Source organism: Peribacillus sp. 05N428, assembly GCF_056397085.1.
In genome coordinates this window covers 72,488-90,816 of sequence record NZ_JBFTMS010000006.1, presented here as the reverse complement: position 1 = coordinate 90,816, position 18,329 = coordinate 72,488, and the positions used below count along the sequence as shown (strand labels likewise).

Sequence of the window (18,329 nt, the reverse complement as noted above, 5' to 3'; positions counted from 1 at the left end):
AGGCAGTTTATCAATCAGGAACGGGGGGGAATTCATGCAAACAGAACATGAAAATCAGCCAAAAGAATTACAGCGTTCAATGAAGAGTAGACATTTATTCATGCTCTCCTTAGGTGGGGTAATTGGAACAGGTCTTTTCCTGGGATCAGGATATGCAATCGGTGAAGCTGGACCCTTAGGAGCGATTGTTGCCTATTTGGTCGGTGGTTTATTAATGTACTTGGCGATGATTTGTCTCGGTGAATTATCGGTAGTGATGCCGGTATCCGGTTCCTTTCAGGTCCATGCAACGAAATTTATTGGTCCCGCCACTGGATTTGTCATTGGCTGGATTTACTGGCTAAGCTGGGCTCTTTACGTAGGCCTGGAATTTGTAGCGGCCGGTTTGCTCATGACCAGATGGTTTCCCGATATACCAGTATGGATATGGTGTGTGATATTTACGGTCCTTTTATTCACTATAAATGCATTGACTACGCGAAGTTTTGCAGAGACAGAGTATTGGTTCTCCGGGATTAAAGTGCTTGCCGTCATTCTCTTCATAATTATCGGTGCAGCAGCGATGTTTGGATTGATTCATATGGAGGATGCACATCCTGCCCCGTTCCTTTCCAATTTTATAGGAGATGGACTATTCCCTACAGGGTTCACGGGTGTGTTTATATCGATGATGACAGTCGTATATGCTTTCCAGGGATCGGAAATCATGGGTGTTGCAGCAGGAGAGACGGAAAACCCGCAAAAAAGCATTCCGAGAGCGATTCGAAACATCGTAATACGTGTGCTGCTTTTCTATGTACTAGCAATCTTTGTTCTATCGGCCATCGTTCCTTGGAAAGAAGTTGGGGTACTGGAAAGTCCATTTGTTACCGTGTTTGAAATGGTAGGCATTCCTTATGCAGCAGACATTATGAATTTCGTAATTTTGACGGCGGTCCTCTCTGTAGGAAACACGGGTCTGTTTGCTTGTACCAGGATCCTTTTCTCCCTTTCTCAAAACGGTATGGCACATTCTTCATTTGGAAAGCTCAATCGGCGCGGTGTACCTATGAACGCCTTACTAGTCACCATGGTCTTTGCCTTGCTGTCGCTGCTTACTAGTGTAGTAGCGGAAGAAACGTTATTCGTTGTGCTGCTTTCCATAAGCGGGGTTGGAGGGGTGCTTACTTGGATGGCGATTGCGTTCGCACAGTACAGATTCCGTAAGCAGTATATCAGAACAGGCGGAAAGGTTGAAAATCTGAAGTTTAGAGTACCCTTTTTCCCGTTTGCCCCAATTCTCTGCATCATTATGTGTCTAGGTATTTTCGTGTTTACCGCTTATGATCCGACACAGCGAACTTCGTTGTATTGGGGATTAGGTTTCGTCATTGCTTGCTATATTTTTTACTATTTTAGATATGCGCGAAGGAACGTCGAGGTGCCAGCCTTAACAAATGAACAGACCAATGATTTTATTCAATAGTGATTATTATATCCAAGATATAAGAAAACGGTCGTTTTAGAAGTGCAGTTAAAAGCAAAACCTATAATTTAGAGAAGTAGAATAATAGAATACGGAGGAAATAGTATGCGTTACTTAAATTATATTAATGGAAAATGGAAAGAACCCACTACAGGAGAGTATAGAGAAAATCTTAGTCCCCATGATGGTGAAAATTTAGGAGAATTTCCATCAAGTGCTGCGGCTGATTTACATGATGCAGTGGCAGCCGCAAAAAATTCATTTCCTGACTGGAAAAAGTTGTCGTTTCAGCAACGGGCTTCATACTTGCAGAAAGCAGCTGATATTTTGAAAAAGAATATTCAGGAAGTAGGTCAAGATTTGATAAAGGAAGAAGGAAAAACATTCTTGGAAGGGATGGGGGAAGCCAATCGAGCTGCCAGCATACTTGAATATTATGCTGCTGAAGCCCGGCAGCCAATCGGGGAAGTAATTCCTTCAGCCAATGCCAATACATTTTTATACACTATCCGCACCCCGCTAGGTCCGGTGGGGTTGATTACACCATGGAACTTTCCTATCGCCATCCCTGTATGGAAATTGGCGCCTGCCCTGATTTACGGGAATACAGTCGTGATTAAACCGGCTGATCTTACACCTAAGTCTGTCTATCATGTGATAAAAGCCTTTGATGAGGCGGGTCTTCCGCCTGGTGTCATCAATTGTGTATTCGGAAGGGGTTCCGTCATTGGTGCTGCATTAGTGGAACATCCTGATGTGAAGGCTATATCTTTTACGGGCTCGAATCAAATAGGTCAGCAAATTCAAAAACAAGCCATTGAGCATGGAAAGAAAGTGCAAGCGGAAATGGGAGGGAAAAACCCGCTTGTCGTCCTCGCCGATGCTGATCTTGAAAAAGCAGTGGAAATAGCTATAGGCGGAGCTTTTAAATCCACAGGGCAAAAATGCACAGCCACTAGCCGGGTGATTGTGGAGGAAGGAATTTATGAAGTATTCCGGGATCTTCTGGTGGCTCGTACGAAAGAATTAAAGGTGGGCAACCCGCTCAACGAAGAAACATATATCGGTCCGGCTGTATCTAAATCACAACGCGATGGCGTGCTTGAAATGATCGATGTTGGCAAATCAGAAGCTACACTTTTGTGCGGAGGAGAAATCCCGGCAGAAGTGGAATTGGCGAATGGTTTTTATGTCAAGCCGGCAATCTTTGAAAATGTTCCTCAACATGCCCGCATTGCGCGTGAAGAAATCTTTGGACCAGTCATTGCCCTTTTTAAGGCCGGAAATTATCAGGAAGCAGTTAAGATGGCGAATGATACAGAGTATGGGTTGAGCGCAGCCATTTGTACGAATAATTTAACATTGGCTCAACGGTTTATTGAAGATGTGGAAGTGGGTCTTGTTCATGTCAATTCGGAAACAGCAGGAACCGAACCGCAAATGCCATTTGGCGGATGTAAAAATTCAAGTGCGGGCAGCCGTGAACAAGGGAAGAGTGCCGTTGAATTCTATACAGAGGTCAAGACAGTCTATATGGATCGGGTATAACGCAAATTGAACTAAGCGTGTTTAAACTTTTAAATTAGATCAAAAACAGGAGGGGGATTCAATATGTCCACGAAAGAAAATGTACAGTTCAGCCCTACACTGCCTTATTCACGGTATGTCGATCCAGAGGTATTCAATGAAGAAAGTAAAAAAATCTTCAGAAAGAGTTGGATATTGGCGGGGCATGCAAGCCAAGTGGAAAAGGTAGGCGATTTCATGACATTAGATATCGCCGGAGAGCCTATTATCGTCTCACATGGTACCGATGGTGAACTGCGTGCTTTCTACAATATTTGCCCTCATCGCGGAATGAAAGTAGAAAACGCCGATAAAGGAAATAAGAAAATTTTACAATGCGGATACCATGGATGGACGTTCAAATTAGACGGAAGTGTAAATAGAGCCCCTAATTTTAAAACGAATGAACTGGGAATACACAGCTGTATGAAATCCATTCGCTTAGAAGTTCAGAATGCCATGATTTTTGTCAATCTTGACAAAAATGCACCCTCTATGGCAGAAGCATATCAGGAATTTTTAGAGGAAATGAAAGAGTATCCATTCTTTGATTCACTGAAATTAGTTAGGGAAACCCGCCGTGAAGTAAAAGCTAATTGGAAGGCCGTTGTTGACAATTACCTTGAATGTGATCATTGTTCCATTGCTCATCCTGGTTTTGCAAAATCCTTTGATTTAGCAAACTTTTGCACAACGACACACGACAAATTCACCTATCAATATATGACAGCAAGCAAGAATGGCGAAGGGGAACAAGCGCGTTTTTATTGGGTTTGGCCGAATATGATGATTAACGTTTATCCAGGAGACGGAAACGTGAATACCATTCAAGTAATTCCCGTTGATGCTGTGACGTCGTTAGGTATTTATCGGGATTATTCCTTAGATGAAAAAACAAACATAGAAAAAGAAGAATATTTTAAATTTGTTGATCAAGTACGGCAGGAAGATTTTGATCTAGTGGAAAAACTGCAAAAAGGATTAAGTTCCGAGGCATTTACAAATGGAATCTTTTCTCCAACAGAACATGCTGCAGTCTATTTTCATGAACTCATTGAAAATAAGCTCCAGAACTAACCACTGAGCTCGCTATTGGAATGCACTAAAAAAGGAACGTTCAGGGAGAATTTGTAAATCAAAAAACCTAAGCAACCAACCAGTGTGATTCGGCAGTTTACCGGAGCATACTGGTTGAGTTGTTTTTTTTTGCTGCCTTTTTTGCCTTATTTGAACACCGATAAAGTTATGAAATTTGCGAACTTCCTTTTATTTATTCGGGGTGGGAGGATTTGTTCTTCCATTGTTGTTCTTCAGCAAGAAACTCAAAAAAAACATTCATGGCAGTAAGCGGATGCTCATTTACTCGTTTAAAGTAGTTGTTTTTTCTGGCATCTGTTAAATAGTTGCTTTTTTTGATTCTCTCCAACATATATTTCTGACTCATTTTCACTATTTCTCTTTGATTGTGTTTGTTTTCTTTTAATAAGGCAAATCCTACAGCTCCCACCAATGCATAGATTCCAAGTGCGATTTTCGAGATGGGTAAAGAGTCGTTCTTAAATAAAAGAAAAAAAAGATTAATGATGGAAAAGCCTATCATCACCGTTGAAAAAAAACCGTATTTCATATTTTTCTTCAACAAGGGGGACAACTTTAATTGAAGTTGTTCGATTTCGTCTTGCATGAAACCCGGTATATTATTTATTTTGATATTCATTGTTTCCTCCTTATTATCTTGCACCAATAAATAAATGGCACTGTAAAATCGTACCTATTAATGAAATAGGAAAAGGAACCTATATATATCTTATCGTTTGGAAACATGTTTGTCATTTAATATACCCTTGGAATCTTTTAAAGGGAAAGTACAAGCAGTGATGTGAAAAGAATGCCATTTATACGTTTGAATAACCTAGTTAGACAGCGTTCTTGCAGTATGTTGCCTTAATATACTAACATTGGTGTAAATGTTGAATGGGTTATGGTAAAATGGTCCTCAAATGGAAGCTTTATTTTTCGTTTTTTCATTATTAATAATCATGGATGACCTTCCCGCGCCTTTTTTTTGTCATAAATACGTGACTATTGTGGTATTTAGTACTTTTAAATCGAGTTTTGGAACAAATCAATATATAATTAGAAAGCGAGATAGTAGATTCAAAGATTAAGGAGGGACATAGAATGATGGAATGGGCTCTGATCATTTTGTTCGCTGCAGCAGTATTACTGTTCATTTTATCGTTTATTAAAAAGGATTCTGTAAAAGTGGACAGTCAATTGGAACAGATTGCCAGCACTTTTGGGGATGAAATGAATGTATTACAGGAAAAAATCAGGAACATCGAGATAGATGCTGAAATTACGGTGCAAGAGGCAGGCATTCTGGCAATGTCTTCCGAAAAGCGAAACATGTTGCGTGAAGTACTCGACCTACATAAGCGAGGCTATTCATTTGAAAGCATCGCACTTAAGACAAAACAGCCGGAAGAAGAAATAGAACGGATGCTTACTCCTTACATGAAAACGACGAATGAAAGGAGAAATGTGGCCAATGACATCTAAATCAATGCGCAGCTTTGCCGGAGGCCTTGTTGTTGCCGCAGGCTTATGCGGTGCAGTGTACTTCTTTGGTCCAGGTGAAGTGACCGGCACGTCAGAGAAACTATCAGAAGATGAAATGAAAGAGTCTCTGGCTTCAGAAGGGTATGTCATACATTCCGAAAAAGAATGGGAAGATCAGATTGCTGAAGCACAGTCGGTTAAAGATAAGGCGGAGGCGGAAAAAGAAACGGTAAAAGAACCAACGGAAAAAATCATATACCGTACAGTTCTTACTGTATCTAAAGGCTCGACAAGCATCGATGTGGGTAAAACCCTACAAAAAGCTAAAGTCATCAAAAATGCCAATGAATTTTCCGACGCGGTTGAAAAGAAAGGCAAGGCCAACGGATTGCGACCTGGAACATATGTGGTAGATAGTGCCATGACGACGGAAAAAATAATTTCCATCATATTTAAATGAACATAAAAATGACCATCGGTAAGATGGTCGTTTCAGAATGTAGACAAACTCGATGAAAATCGAGTTTGTCTACATTTTTTTTTGCTTGTACAAATTTGGACGTTGATTGGAACGTAGGGCACTCGCTTTCCGCGCGCGGTCCGCCCTCGGCGCACTTGCGCCTTTGGGGTCTCCCTTGGACTCGCTATTCCCCCAGGAGTCTCGCACACCCGCTCCAATCAACAATGTTTTTGGATGGAACTCCTTTTGTCTATAAAAGGGATAAATGGTCATCCCGAACCCCCTTGCAGACAGTCGGCGGAAAGGGAGCGGGTTTCTGAAATCAACTGGAATGTTTTTTTTTAAAAGACCTTAGACCGATAATGGAATATGTTGGTCTCAGTTAGTTCACAGCATAGGGGTGAAAGGTCTTATCCGAATCCCTTTCACGATTTTTCTGATGGAATGGATACCATAATTTCAAAACAAACTTGGTTATACACCATGACTTTTTATTCATTTAAATAGAAAGAAACCTCATTAGATTGAAGAAATTTGCGACACTCCTGCCGAATAACTGGCTAGCCGAGACCCCGGAGACGTTTGCGTCGAGGAGGCTTGGCAGACAGTCGGCGGAAAGGGAGCGGATTTCTGAAATCAACTGGAATATTTTTTATATTTTTTTTAACTTAATCTTTGTCCGCACTCCGGCCCACACTGCAATGATAAGTCCTCCAATCGTATCCGCGATTAAATCGATCATTGTATCTTTATTTCCCCCGCCTTGTAGTGTCATTCCGAATAATTGATCAGAACAAAATTCGTAGATCTCCCATATGACACCACCAAGTGCCGAGAAAGAAAGGGTAAACAAAAAGACGAACCAAGGGGATATCTCTTTGCCTGCATTTCTGTATACCAATCGTTCATATAAAGCAATTCCCGAAAAAGCAAGAAGGGAACCGCTTAACAAATGCAAAAATGTGTCCCACCAACCCAATCCATACCAACCTAAAATAGATCCTAAAAATTGTGAACCGAATAAGAAGATCAAATAGGAAATGACAATTGGCAAATTGAATTGAAGCTTGGTAAATAAGGCCAGTGAAAGGGGAATTGCCCCACATACCACACCGCCTATCGAAACCAGTGATTTGAAAGTTTCATCGGCTGTATAGTAATAAATAGATAAAGCTCCCATGAAAAGTACATACACTAAACTTAATGAAATAACTAGCTTACGATTCATATGATTACCTCAACAAATCATCATAATTTTAATTTTTGTACACTAGAATAAATGGAAATGAGCAGGCCGCCGGTTAGTCCGAAAATTATATCGTACATGGTATCTTTGTTACCGCCTCGCTGCATGGTATGAGTAAAAGTGAGATCTCCTGCGAACTCATATATTTCCCAAAGAACAGTGGCAGTGACTGAAAGTGAGAGAACAAAAAGGAAAATGACCCACCTTGAAACATCTTTTCTCGCTTTTTGAGGGATGTATAGTTTATAAAGGGCAATCCCCACAAAACCCACGAAGATGCCTTTGTAGAAGTGAAGTCCAGAGTCCCACCATTTAAAATCAACATAAAAATTTGCGATGGATCCTAAAAATGTCGTACAGAAAACAAAAACATAATAGCCGATTATGATAGGAATGTTAAAGGGATTATTTTTTACAAACAGTAATGAAATGGGCATGGCACTTACCAATATTCCCCCAAGAGCTACCATCCATCGGGAAGAATCATCTTTTTTGAGGTAAAAGATGAGTAAACCAGTCATGAATGCTATAAATACCAAACTAAAAATAATGATTATTTTATGTTTCAATATACTCACCTCATTCGTGGGGGCTTTTTAATGATGTTTCTAAATTTAGCTGTTATAAACAATAATAAAGGCATGACCAGACCAAAAGCCGCTGCATGGAATAACCATATATTTTTATTGTATTCCCCGGATGAAGAGACCGTCGGAAAAACAATCAATGAATAAAAAACCATTATCATCCCTAAAGCTGTAGTAAATGGCCGATAATCTTTTATATTGAAAATGTTTGAAAATACGACAACCGAAACATAAAAATACATAACCGTCCTCGTATAGGTTGTGAAAATCCAAATAGTGGCAATTACTGCTTCGATCCGCATTAGGAAATTCCCTACATTTATTTTTTTGGCCATCGTATAGCTTGGAGCGATATTTCTTGCGGTGTTATGGGGTCCAAGAACCAAGATATCCATCATGATAACCAGAATTAATATGATTCCTCCGATCAAAGTGCCAATATAAAAAGCTTTTCCCCCTTTTTTTCTTTCACTGACTTTGGAAGGGAAAATCATTAAAAACATAACAGGAGACAGCGTGAACACGCTGACATAAAAAAGTATCGCCCGTATTAATGGTTTAGCGCCTCCTTCAAATACTGGCTGAATGTTTTGAATGTTTGCTTGAGGAATGATGGAAACCAAAAAAATAGTAAGTAATAGTAATACGGGTATGAAGAATATTTCCAACGTGCGTGTAAAAGTTTCAAAACCAAGGCGGACTGTAAAGATCACTACTGCAGCTAACAATATATTTAAAGCTATAAGAGGAGTATCCGGCATCCAAAAAGTTTTAATGAAATTCCCCACATAATAAGTGGTCTCGGCAGCAGTTGAAAAAGACCAGAAGAAAAATGTGAGATTGATCATCTTTCCGACTAACTTACCGAAAACCTTTTCATTTATTTGATCTAAAGCGAGATCAGGATATAAATTTCCAACCTTGATGTAAAACCATACAAAAATTAATGCGATTCCTGTTCCAAATAATGCAGCAAGCCACGCATCCTGCTTTGCAAAACCAGCTAAAGGAGAAGGAGTATGTAAAATAACCGTTCCTACCGAATACAAAAGGATTAAAATCATCAATTGATGTGATGAAATTTTGAAACTGCCAGGCCTTATATTCACCTATTTGTTTGTTCCTTCCTTCTTAATACTCCCTATTTTTGGCTATTCTTGTTCAAGTTATTCACACGGACATCAATTGCCTATCTTCAACAATCCAGCCCCGTATCATCAATCGGTCGCGATTTTCTGCCTTTTTACTGATATAGCTCTACTATACAATCATCGAATTACTGTCCCTGTCCAAGAGTATGTAATTTAATTCCTTAGTCCCGAACTTTAATGGTTTAGGAACCGTATATTGTTTTAACTGCGGCCTAATTTTTCAGTAATTCCTCATAGTATTTGATAAGGCCCTTCTCTACTTTCCAGGACGATATTAATTGTACTGAACTTGTACATATCCTTTGGTATGGCACAATACTTGCATATGATTTATTGGTATATCTAATATTTGGAGAAAGGAAGAGGATGGGAAACTGTTGGACACTCAATTATTGAAAAACATTTAAGTTCTAGGTTATCGAGCATATTTGATAAGCTTAAATGTCAGAAAATTAATCCGGATTCATAAAGGGGAAGACGGAGCAGTTAAACTTAAAATGTTAGGAGAATATTAGTATGAAAATACCAGTGGAAAATATAGTGGAGTTAACTGTAGAACATCAATTTTTACAGGCTTATCCTATATTGAGTCAGTTACGTACTGATTTGACATTAAAGGAATATCTAGATTTATTAAATGAAATGCGTAAGGAGGGAAAACAGTTATTTGCTTTATATCATGATACAAGCATCGTAGCATTAGCAGGTATTAGCTGGCGTGAAGATTCATATAATGAACGCTATGTTTATGTGCAAGATTTGGTTACTGATGTAAATCATCGTCCTAGTGGCCTTGGATATAATCTGCTCAGTTATATACATAATTGGGCAAAAGAACAAGGAGCTGAATATATTACATTGGAAGCTTGAAATCGGCGCCTTGTCACCCATAAATGTACAATTTTTTAGGATGGGGAAGGGTACCTATTGGGTGTAGCTTTTTTTCATACATATATACCGGAAATGAAATGTTGCGACTTCAAGAGTATTGGGAAAATGGAGACAAAACAATTATAAAGTTGAGTTTGGAAAAACCAGGTATTAATAAACTTGGAATGAAAACAAGTTAAAGGAAAAAAGTTCTTTGCTCCCTAATCTAAGCCATCCAAAAATTAGTTGAAAGCTTTTAAAAACTCTGTGGAAGTCTGCAGAGTTTTTTTTGCTTTAAACCATCCTTTTTTCTTTCAATTTAGTCCAATAATGGATTATGCGAATATTGGCAATCTATGCATTTACTCATAGGATCCTTTTATACATAATTTCCAATGAATTTGATTTAGATTGTGCAACCTGCTGAATTGACTCCAAAAGGCAAATTGTTTCCGAGTTTGAAAAGATGGTAGGAAGTGGTTTTAATTTGTTGGAGAAAAGTAGAATTTTGATAAACGATTATCATGTATATTATGTTTTTTGCACGGCAATTTATTTTACTTACATGGATATAATTGCAGCCAAGGTGAAAACATAATTTTAACAAGCTTTTGGTTATGAGGGGGTTAGCATTGAAATCTCGAGTTCCTATCCCATTGAGGAAGTTAATTGAAGATAAACAATCGGTGAAAAATAAACAACAACAAGAAGACCTAAATCAAAGCGGAAATCCAAACTCCAGCAAAACTAAAAATCAGGACCAAAATCCAGTTCAATCCCAAAACGGAAGGAAGGACTCAAAGAATCATCAAACAAAACTTATATCCCCTGATCTTCAATATAATATAGACCATATTAAGAAAACGTTAGGAAATAGTTCAGACATCGTTATAAGGGATTTCCAAGCTGGTAAAAATGGGGAAATTAAATTAGGCATCATTTACACAGATGGATTAACGGATTCTGCTTCCATCCAGGATTTAATCCTCGACACTTTGATGGTTGAAATTCGGAACTCTGACTTGGAAGTAGCGGTCCATGATTGTTTTGAAATAATAAAATCACATACTCTTCCTGTAGGGGGAATAGTGGAAATAACTGATTTTCAAAAGCTTTTTAACCATGTTTTATCGGGAGACACGATGTTATTGATGGACGGCTCCCCAAAAGGATTGGCACTCGGCTCAAGAGGTTGGGTCGATCGCGGAGTTCAAGAACCTTCCTCCCAAACAGTAGTAAGAGGGCCAAAGGATGGGTTTACTGAAACACTGCGAACAAATACCGCTTTAATAAGACGGAGAATAAAAGATCCTAACTTATGGCTTGAAACAAAGCAGATTGGAGAAAAAACGCAAACAGACGTAGCGATTATGTATTTAAAAGGTGTTGCCAATGATAAAACGGTTTCAGAATTGCAAATCCGGTTAAATCGAATCAATATAGATGCGATTCTTGAGAGTGGATACATTGAAGAGCTTATCCAGGATGAAGTATACACTCCATTTCCAACGGTTTATAATACGGAGCGCCCTGATGCTGTGGCCGCTGCCATTTTAGAAGGAAGGATTGCGATACTTGTTGACGGAACGCCGTTTGTCCTTATCGTTCCAGCACTGATGGTGCATTTTTTCCAGTCCAGTGAAGACTATTATCAACGGGCAGACATTGCCACATTAATTCGAGTATTACGGTATTTATCCTTTTTCCTTGCTTTGCTAACACCGTCACTTTATGTAGCTGTTTCGACTTTTCATCAAGAAATGCTTCCTACTCCATTACTCATAAGTCTAGCTTCACAACGAGAAGGAGTCCCTTTTCCTGCTTTTGTAGAGGCGATGCTGATGGAGGTAGTGTTTGAAATTTTGCGTGAGGCAGGTGTGAGGATGCCTAGGGCAATCGGTTCATCCATTTCCATCGTTGGTGCATTAGTTATTGGGCAGGCTGCTGTCGAAGCAGGGTTCGTTTCAGCAACAATGGTTATCATCGTGTCCTTAACAGCCATCTGCAGCTTTGTGTTCCCAGCCAATAGTATGGCCAGCGCTTTTCGGATGCTTCGATTCTTGTTTATGATCCTTGCCGCTACATTTGGATTATACGGGATCATTTTGGGGCTGATCGTGATGGTCCTGCATTTAAATAGCTTACGATCTTTTGGTTTACCATATTTAGCTCCAAATGCACCATTCATTTTACAAGATCAAAAAGACAACATCATTCGTATGCCACATTGGTCATTATTAAAGCGGCCTCGATTGATCAGTAAAAATGATACCGACAGAGGAGATGTCAGTTCTCCGAAACCACCTAGATAAAATGATGAGATGATGAGGGTTTTACGATGAAAAAAATGCTAAAGGTATTTTTAACGTTACCTATGATTTGTTTATCCGGCTGTTGGAGCAGCATTGAGTTGAATGAACTTGCCATCGTTACTGCCATGGGAATTGATAAAACGGAAGATGGGTATCTTGTATCCGTCCAAGTTCTGAATTCGAGTGAGTTGGCAGGTGATGCCAGGTCTGGCCGCACGGAAGTTGTAACCTTCAGGAAAAGCGGTGCAACCATTGCTGAAGCAATTAGAAGCCTATCAACTGATGTACCAAGGAGGTTATATGTCGCACATCTTCGTGAAATTGTCTTTGGTGAGGAAATGGCCAGGGCAGGAATTGCAAAGCCTCTGGATGTCCTTTCCCGGCAAAAGGAGTTGCGTTCCGATTTCTATATGACCGTTGCGAAGGGAGCAACTGCTTATGATACGCTTAATGTCCAAACGGCCCTTGAAAAAATACCGGCAAATAAAGTTTTTGATGCCTTGGAAAATTCAGAGAGAAGATGGGCGCCGACAAGGACGGTCACTTTAGATGAGCTGGTCAGCAGTATCGTCAGCAAAGGCAGACAGGCCATGCTAACGGGGATTCTAGTTTATGGTGATCCCGAATCAGGAAGCAATGTTACGAATGCACAAAATATCTCCCCGAAATCCGGTTTGCGATTGGATTATCTTGGAGTATTCAAGAAGGATAAACTTGTCGGCTGGTTAAACAGGAACGACAGTAAAGGTGTTAGTTACATTACAGATCATGTTAAGTCCACTGCGGTAAACATACCATGTGAAGGTGATCAAATTACGGTCAACACGACTAGTTCAAAAACGAAAATCAAAGGGAAAGTGGAAAATGGAAATCCAAAAATTGATATAAATGTCACCTCAGAAGGGAGTATAGGTGAGGTAGAATGCACAATCGATTTAACTAAACCCGAAAAAATCGAAGAATTGAATAAAAGATACGAAAAAGATATTAAAGCTAAAATAGAAGGATCTATAAAGACGCTACAAGAGAAATATCAAAGTGACATCTTCGGTTTTGGTGACGAAATTCATAGAACCGATCCTAAAGAATGGAAACGTTTACAGGAAAATTGGGAACAGGAATTCGCAAATTTGGACGTGAATGTATCCGTTGAAGCAAAGATTCGCAATTTGGGGACGATATCAGAATCCTTTCAAAAAGAAATTGAGGAGTAAAGACCAATGTGGGCAATTATTGGAACAGTTTGTACTGGAGCTATTATTTCATTTTTTGAAATACCCCCCCTAATTAAAAAGAAATGCTGGAAGGAAATTGTCATTCATTTTATTGCTTTTAGTTGGCATGACATTAAGTATTTTAATAATCAAGGATATTACCATTCCGACCCCTATCGACTGGATAACGAAAATATATAGTCCACTCGCTCATTTCATGGATCGCATTTTATCCTAGGGAGGTATCGGATATGCTTGAAAAAGGAAAAATCAGCTCTGGTGAATTTCTTATAATGGTCATCATATTCACCATTGGAGGAGCGATACTTACTTTACCTTCCGTACTTGTTTCATTAGCGAAACAGGATGGCTGGATTGCCTATATTATAGCTACTCTCATCGGGTTATGTTTCGTTCTCTTATTTACCCGGCTTGCCTTACTTTACCCATCCATGAATTATATAGAAGTTAATGAAAAAATATTTGGGATATGGATCGGGAAGATCTCGGCACTGCTATTCCTATTATATTTATATTACCTTTCTTCAGCGCTACTTAGTGAGATTGGGAATTTTTTTTCAACACAGGTTCTGGTTGAGACACCTATGGAAATGATTATGATTTTGTTTATAGTAACAAGCTTATTTGGTGCACGGCTAGGATTGGAAGTCATCTGCAGAACGGCATTAATCTTTTTTCCTTGGCTTGTACTGCTGCTTTTCATATTATTCGTATTTCTTATCCCGGACATCAATTTCGAAAATTTGCAACCTGTATTTGAAGGAGGCATGAAACCGATAATGAGGGGGTCATATCACTCTTTAGCCCTGCCTTATGTTCAGCTTGTTTTCTTTTTAATGATCACTCCATATGTACATGAAAAGGCTGAAATGAAGAAAAACTTTTATTTAGGGACTATATTAGGTGGCGGCGTTCTATTCTTAGTGGTCATTTTCTGTATCCTTGTATTGGGGGCTGATAATACAGCAAGGTTAACCTACCCTTCTTATAAACTGGGAATGAGGATAAGCATTGGTAATTTTTTTGAAAGGGTCGAGGTCATTGTGGCCTTCATATGGGTTTTTACAGAGTATTTTAAGTTGACCATATGCTTTTATGGACTCGCTTTAGGAATATCTCAATTGCTAGGAATAAAAAATTACAAAATTCTTCTATTCCCATTAGCATTTCTAATTCTCACTTTTACAATTTTTTCGCATCCCGATATCGTGCATTATCAAAACTTTATGGCTACAGCTTGGACACCATTATCCTTAACGATATGTTTTATTCTGCCATTGTTATTATTAATGGTTGGGAAAATCAGAAAAAAGTAAGAAGGGTTTCCAGCACTTTTGCTGTTCATGTTCATGTTCATGTGGACATTACTTACATCTGTAAACAAATAAATTTGCCATGAAAATTTTGATGGGAACAGAACCGGCATGAAGCAGATTCATGTAAAGGGAGTAAATAAAATATTCTGACAAATTTGTTGACTAAAGAAAGTTGATGATTTAATATAACAATATATAACATTACATAATGTTGTATATCAAATATTAAAGGAGTGGGGAAATGAGTAAATCGGTTATGAATGTAAAAAGTAATGTAAAAACAGTATTGGATCAATTAAAGGGTAGGAAAATTAACAATATTTATTTGGTAGCATGCGGGGGATCTTCTGCCATTATGTATTCAGCTAAGTATATACTGGATCGTGAATCTCAAAATATAACCTCCGATCTGTATAGTTCAAATGAGTTTATACATCGCAATCCGCAACAACTAGGGAAGGAATCTTTAGTCATTTTATGCTCTATGTCCGGAACAACTCCTGAAACAGCTGAAGCGGCTAAGTTTGCAAAAAGTAAAGGTGCGTTTACAGTGGCATTAACGAACGAACCAGCATCACCATTGGCCCAAAATGCGGACCTTTATATTAAATATGAATGGGGGAATGGTGTAAACGCCTTCGATACAAACCTCAGTGTTTTATATCAATTAGTTTTTGGTGTACTTCATATGACGGAAAACAATGAAAAGTTTGGAAAACTGGTATCAAGTTTGGAGAACTTACAGCCAGTGTATGAAAAAGCCCTGGAGCAAGAAGCTTCCAATGCAAGGGTATTCGCACAATCTCATGCAAAAGAACCTGTTATCTATACAATGGCAAGTGGTTCAAACTATGGGACGGCCTATTCTTTCAGCATTTGTATCTTAATGGAAATGCAATGGATACACTCACATGCCATTCATGCTGGTGAGTACTTCCATGGACCATTCGAAATTATTGACGAAAATGTACCGTTTATCATTCTTTTGGGATTGGATGAAACAAGACCATTGGAAGAAAGAGCATTATCTTTTTCTCAGCGTTATGGCAAAAAGCTAACGGTGTTAGATGCAAAACAGTATGATCTTGATGGTATTGATGAAGAAGTAAAAGGATATATTGCACCGCTTATCTTAAATCGTGTATTACGTCAATATGCAGAAGAATTAGCGGAAGCGCGTAATCATCCCTTAAGCAAAAGGCGTTATATGTGGAAAGTAGAATACTGATAGTCACAGAAAACTTAATATTCTGTATATTTTATTTGCGAATTATACTATAATGTTTTATAACATTATAGTATAATTTCCTGGTGATAAAAGCATTTATTAAAAGGAGGGTATTCATGAGAAAAACAAAACTTTTATTCGCATCATTTTTAAGTTTATCTTTAATGCTTGGGGGATGTTCTGGTGAAAGAACATCTTCAGAATCAAATGATGGAAAAACTACCTTAACATTTTTTCATAGGTGGCCAAAGGAACCGGAAAAAACCTACTTTAATGAAGTTGTAGAAGAATTTGAAAAACAAAACCCCGATATCCATATTAAAACCGAAGCAGTCCTAAACGATTCGTATAAAGACAAAATTAAAGTTATGACAGGTACAAATAATCCACCTGATGTTTATTTCTCTTGGAGTGATGAATTTGCCAGTCAGTTTGTGCGAGGCAATAAAGCTTTGGATTTAACTTCTTATTATAAAAACGATCCGACATGGTCTTCTCAACTCGTTCCATCCCAAGTCAAACCATATACATTTAATAATAAGGTGTATGGTGTCCCCGTAACAATGGATGGAAAAATGTTTTTCTATAACAAGGATGTCTTCGAAAAATTGAACATACACCCACCTAAAACCTGGAATGAATTTATCGATGTATTAAAAGTGTTAAAAAAGAATAACTACACAGCTCTTCAATTCGGCAGTCAAGATACTTGGACAATTTCCCATTATGTGGGCACATTGAATCAACGTCTGGTTAGTCCTGAAGTGCTGGCAATGGATTATAATCGAAAAACCGGAAAATTCAAGGATGACGACTACATAAAAGCGCTTGAGAAATTCCAGGAGTTGTTACCTTATTTTAATGAGAATACTAATTCAATAGATCATGAATATGCAAGACAGCAATTTTCAAATGGTAAAGCACCTATGTTTTATGCAGAAACGGCAGAGATCAAGTTATTTGGACCCACTAAGTTTGAACTTGGAATGTTTAACTTTCCTGAGGTAGAAGGAGGAAAGGGTAATCAAACAAATCTAACGGGATCGCCTGAAGGCTTTATGATTTCTTCCAAGACAAAGCATCCCAAAGAAGCGATGGAGTTTTTAAAGTTTCTAACCACTAAACATATGGGAGAAAAACTAGTCACTGATGTGGGCAAGTATAGTGCAGTTAAAGGTACGGTGAATGAAAATAATTCTTCCCCAGAACAGCTGGAAGCGGTCCAAAGCATATTAAACACAAAAGAAATGGCCCCATGGTTTGACATGAGCATCGATGCGCGTATTGCAGATGCCTATTTAACCGGAACTCAAATGATGTTAAATGGAGATAAAACACCTAAGCAGATTATGCGAGATGTTCAAAAAGCTGCTGATACCGTTAGATTTGAAGCGGGGAAATAAGGGAAATCATTTTTCCGTTTTATTAAGGGAGTGATATTTTAATGATAAAACCCGATAAATTTGTACCTTATCTATATCTTCTTCCAGCCTTAGTTTTTTTATTGCTTGTTTATATTCCCATTTTCCAGAATATTGGCGATAGTATGTATAATTGGAGTACATTTTCACCAGATAAAGCATTTGTAGGGATGGATAACTACTTTACTTTATTTAAAGATCCCGTATTTTATGAAGCTTTAAAAAATAATATTCTTTATGCTGTCATTTCGATTGTTTTCCAGGTTTTTGGAGGGTTAATTGTTGCAGCTGTTTTAGAAGATAAATTAATCCGTAAATTTTCACCTATATTTCGAACAGTCTATTTTTTACCAGTCGTCGTTTCAATGACAGTCATCGCCTTACTGTTTTCATTTTTTTACAACCCGGAAGTAGGATTGTTAAATCAGTTTCTTAAAATGATTGGATTGAATAATTTAGCACTGCCCTGGTTGGGTGATAGTGAAACGGCAATCTATGCAGTCATTGCTGTCTCACAGTGGCAATCAATAGGTTATATAGCCATGCTATATATCGTATCCATTCAAAAAATTTCACCTGAACTATATGAAGCAGCTGAAATGGATGGAGCGAATAAAATAAAAACGTTTTTTCACATTACGGTTCCAGCAACGAAGGAAATGACATTCGTCGCCGTAATATTAACATTGACAGGTGCCTTTACAGTGTTTAATGAGCCATATATCTTAACTGGAGGGGGACCGGGAACTTCTTCGGAAGTCCTGAGTACCTATTTATATAAAACGGCTTTTTCAAAAGATATGATGGGATATGCTTCTGCCATAGCAACGGTTATCTTAATTATTACGTTACTTATTTCTCTTGTTCAAATGAAAATATTTAAAACGGGAAAGGAGGACTAATAATGGAG

The 18,329-nt window shown here is 38.4% G+C and carries 17 protein-coding genes; 13 read left to right on the top strand and 4 right to left on the bottom strand.

Annotated features, from left to right (window positions below):
- The first annotated feature begins 34 nt into the window (after window positions 1-34).
- The 3 genes from AC1DIV_RS08070 to AC1DIV_RS08060 all read left to right on the top strand — a co-directional run bounded on the left by AC1DIV_RS08070 (window position 35) and on the right by AC1DIV_RS08060 (window position 4,108).
- Window positions 35-1,465, top strand: coding sequence for an amino acid permease (locus tag AC1DIV_RS08070; RefSeq protein WP_063593964.1), 1,431 nt, complete (start codon window positions 35-37; stop codon window positions 1,463-1,465).
- A gap of 105 nt (window positions 1,466-1,570) precedes the next feature.
- The gene (locus AC1DIV_RS08065) at window positions 1,571-3,013 is read left to right on the top strand and encodes an aldehyde dehydrogenase family protein (protein WP_477576142.1); all 1,443 of its coding nucleotides are present in this window, start codon (window positions 1,571-1,573) and stop codon (window positions 3,011-3,013) included.
- 63 nt (window positions 3,014-3,076) lie between these two features.
- A complete protein-coding gene (locus AC1DIV_RS08060) occupies window positions 3,077-4,108 on the top strand; it encodes an aromatic ring-hydroxylating oxygenase subunit alpha (RefSeq protein WP_048688483.1) in 1,032 nt (343 codons plus the stop codon).
- Between the two features lie 193 nt (window positions 4,109-4,301).
- Here the strand turns inward: AC1DIV_RS08060 and AC1DIV_RS08055 are convergent, their stop codons facing one another.
- Complete coding sequence (locus AC1DIV_RS08055; protein ID WP_048688486.1) at window positions 4,302-4,748, bottom strand: DUF5392 family protein; 447 nt, start codon at window positions 4,746-4,748, stop codon at window positions 4,302-4,304.
- A 464-nt stretch (window positions 4,749-5,212) separates the two neighbouring features.
- Here AC1DIV_RS08055 and AC1DIV_RS08050 point away from each other — a divergent pair, with 464 nt between their 5' ends.
- Both AC1DIV_RS08050 and AC1DIV_RS08045 read left to right on the top strand, forming a co-directional pair.
- Entirely contained in the window at window positions 5,213-5,593 is a 381-nt protein-coding gene (locus AC1DIV_RS08050; RefSeq protein ID WP_222619893.1) for a hypothetical protein, read from the top strand.
- Window positions 5,583-6,053 carry an endolytic transglycosylase MltG gene (locus tag AC1DIV_RS08045; RefSeq protein ID WP_063593962.1) on the top strand — a complete coding sequence of 157 codons (471 nt, stop codon included), beginning with the start codon at window positions 5,583-5,585 and terminating at the stop codon, window positions 6,051-6,053. The genes AC1DIV_RS08050 and AC1DIV_RS08045 overlap by 11 nt, the downstream gene beginning before the upstream one ends.
- Before the next feature lie 652 nt (window positions 6,054-6,705).
- On the opposite strand, the gene AC1DIV_RS08040 is transcribed toward AC1DIV_RS08045, so the two are convergent.
- From AC1DIV_RS08040 to AC1DIV_RS08030, 3 genes are read right to left on the bottom strand one after another with little or no spacing between them, the layout of a single operon-like run.
- The gene (locus AC1DIV_RS08040; RefSeq protein WP_336864395.1) at window positions 6,706-7,281 is read right to left on the bottom strand and encodes a DUF2238 domain-containing protein; all 576 of its coding nucleotides are present in this window, start codon (window positions 7,279-7,281) and stop codon (window positions 6,706-6,708) included.
- 20 nt (window positions 7,282-7,301) lie between these two features.
- Window positions 7,302-7,877 carry a DUF2238 domain-containing protein gene (locus AC1DIV_RS08035; RefSeq protein ID WP_252266965.1) on the bottom strand — a complete coding sequence of 192 codons (576 nt, stop codon included), beginning with the start codon at window positions 7,875-7,877 and terminating at the stop codon, window positions 7,302-7,304.
- Window positions 7,874-8,995 (bottom strand): GerAB/ArcD/ProY family transporter, encoded by a 1,122-nt coding sequence (locus AC1DIV_RS08030; protein WP_477576140.1) that lies wholly within the window; start codon window positions 8,993-8,995, stop codon window positions 7,874-7,876. The genes AC1DIV_RS08035 and AC1DIV_RS08030 overlap by 4 nt, the downstream gene beginning before the upstream one ends.
- 558 nt (window positions 8,996-9,553) lie before the next feature.
- Here AC1DIV_RS08030 and AC1DIV_RS08025 point away from each other — a divergent pair.
- The 8 genes from AC1DIV_RS08025 (at window position 9,554) to AC1DIV_RS07990 (ending at window position 18,321) form a co-directional block, all read left to right on the top strand.
- Window positions 9,554-9,907 (top strand): GNAT family N-acetyltransferase, encoded by a 354-nt coding sequence (locus tag AC1DIV_RS08025; protein ID WP_048680278.1) that lies wholly within the window; start codon window positions 9,554-9,556, stop codon window positions 9,905-9,907.
- Window positions 9,908-10,539: 632 nt separating this feature from the next.
- Window positions 10,540-12,219: a spore germination protein gene (locus AC1DIV_RS08020; RefSeq protein ID WP_419721576.1), complete on the top strand. Its 1,680-nt coding sequence runs from the start codon at window positions 10,540-10,542 to the stop codon at window positions 12,217-12,219.
- Between the two features lie 26 nt (window positions 12,220-12,245).
- Entirely contained in the window at window positions 12,246-13,433 is a 1,188-nt protein-coding gene (locus AC1DIV_RS08015; RefSeq protein WP_477576138.1) for a Ger(x)C family spore germination protein, read from the top strand.
- Window positions 13,434-13,439: 6 nt separating this feature from the next.
- Window positions 13,440-13,634, top strand: coding sequence for a hypothetical protein (locus AC1DIV_RS08010; RefSeq protein WP_477576136.1), 195 nt, complete (start codon window positions 13,440-13,442; stop codon window positions 13,632-13,634).
- Window positions 13,635-13,684: 50 nt separating this feature from the next.
- The gene (locus tag AC1DIV_RS08005; RefSeq protein WP_477576134.1) at window positions 13,685-14,770 is read left to right on the top strand and encodes a GerAB/ArcD/ProY family transporter; all 1,086 of its coding nucleotides are present in this window, start codon (window positions 13,685-13,687) and stop codon (window positions 14,768-14,770) included.
- A 241-nt stretch (window positions 14,771-15,011) separates the two neighbouring features.
- Window positions 15,012-15,998 (top strand): SIS domain-containing protein, encoded by a 987-nt coding sequence (locus AC1DIV_RS08000; protein WP_477576132.1) that lies wholly within the window; start codon window positions 15,012-15,014, stop codon window positions 15,996-15,998.
- Window positions 15,999-16,114: 116 nt separating this feature from the next.
- Window positions 16,115-17,401, top strand: a complete 1,287-nt coding sequence (locus tag AC1DIV_RS07995) for an ABC transporter substrate-binding protein (RefSeq protein ID WP_340876780.1) — start codon at window positions 16,115-16,117, stop codon at window positions 17,399-17,401.
- A gap of 41 nt (window positions 17,402-17,442) precedes the next feature.
- Window positions 17,443-18,321, top strand: coding sequence for a carbohydrate ABC transporter permease (locus tag AC1DIV_RS07990; protein ID WP_034307788.1), 879 nt, complete (start codon window positions 17,443-17,445; stop codon window positions 18,319-18,321).
- Window positions 18,322-18,329: the final 8 nt, after the last annotated feature.

Bases quoted from the DNA above. Each gene is read 5' to 3' on its own strand.
- AC1DIV_RS08070 (WP_063593964.1), top strand. From the start codon at position 35: ATGCAAACAGAACATGAAAATCAGCCAAAAGAATTACAGCGTTCAATG.
- AC1DIV_RS08065 (WP_477576142.1), top strand. From the start codon at position 1,571: ATGCGTTACTTAAATTATATTAATGGAAAATGGAAAGAACCCACTACA.
- AC1DIV_RS08060 (WP_048688483.1), top strand. From the start codon at position 3,077: ATGTCCACGAAAGAAAATGTACAGTTCAGCCCTACACTGCCTTATTCA.
- AC1DIV_RS08055 (WP_048688486.1), bottom strand. From the start codon at position 4,748: ATGAATATCAAAATAAATAATATACCGGGTTTCATGCAAGACGAAATC.
- AC1DIV_RS08050 (WP_222619893.1), top strand. From the start codon at position 5,213: ATGATGGAATGGGCTCTGATCATTTTGTTCGCTGCAGCAGTATTACTG.
- AC1DIV_RS08045 (WP_063593962.1), top strand. From the start codon at position 5,583: ATGACATCTAAATCAATGCGCAGCTTTGCCGGAGGCCTTGTTGTTGCC.
- AC1DIV_RS08040 (WP_336864395.1), bottom strand. From the start codon at position 7,281: ATGAATCGTAAGCTAGTTATTTCATTAAGTTTAGTGTATGTACTTTTC.
- AC1DIV_RS08025 (WP_048680278.1), top strand. From the start codon at position 9,554: ATGAAAATACCAGTGGAAAATATAGTGGAGTTAACTGTAGAACATCAA.
- AC1DIV_RS08015 (WP_477576138.1), top strand. From the start codon at position 12,246: ATGAAAAAAATGCTAAAGGTATTTTTAACGTTACCTATGATTTGTTTA.
- AC1DIV_RS08010 (WP_477576136.1), top strand. From the start codon at position 13,440: ATGTGGGCAATTATTGGAACAGTTTGTACTGGAGCTATTATTTCATTT.
- AC1DIV_RS08005 (WP_477576134.1), top strand. From the start codon at position 13,685: ATGCTTGAAAAAGGAAAAATCAGCTCTGGTGAATTTCTTATAATGGTC.
- AC1DIV_RS08000 (WP_477576132.1), top strand. From the start codon at position 15,012: ATGAGTAAATCGGTTATGAATGTAAAAAGTAATGTAAAAACAGTATTG.
- AC1DIV_RS07995 (WP_340876780.1), top strand. From the start codon at position 16,115: ATGAGAAAAACAAAACTTTTATTCGCATCATTTTTAAGTTTATCTTTA.
- AC1DIV_RS07990 (WP_034307788.1), top strand. From the start codon at position 17,443: ATGATAAAACCCGATAAATTTGTACCTTATCTATATCTTCTTCCAGCC.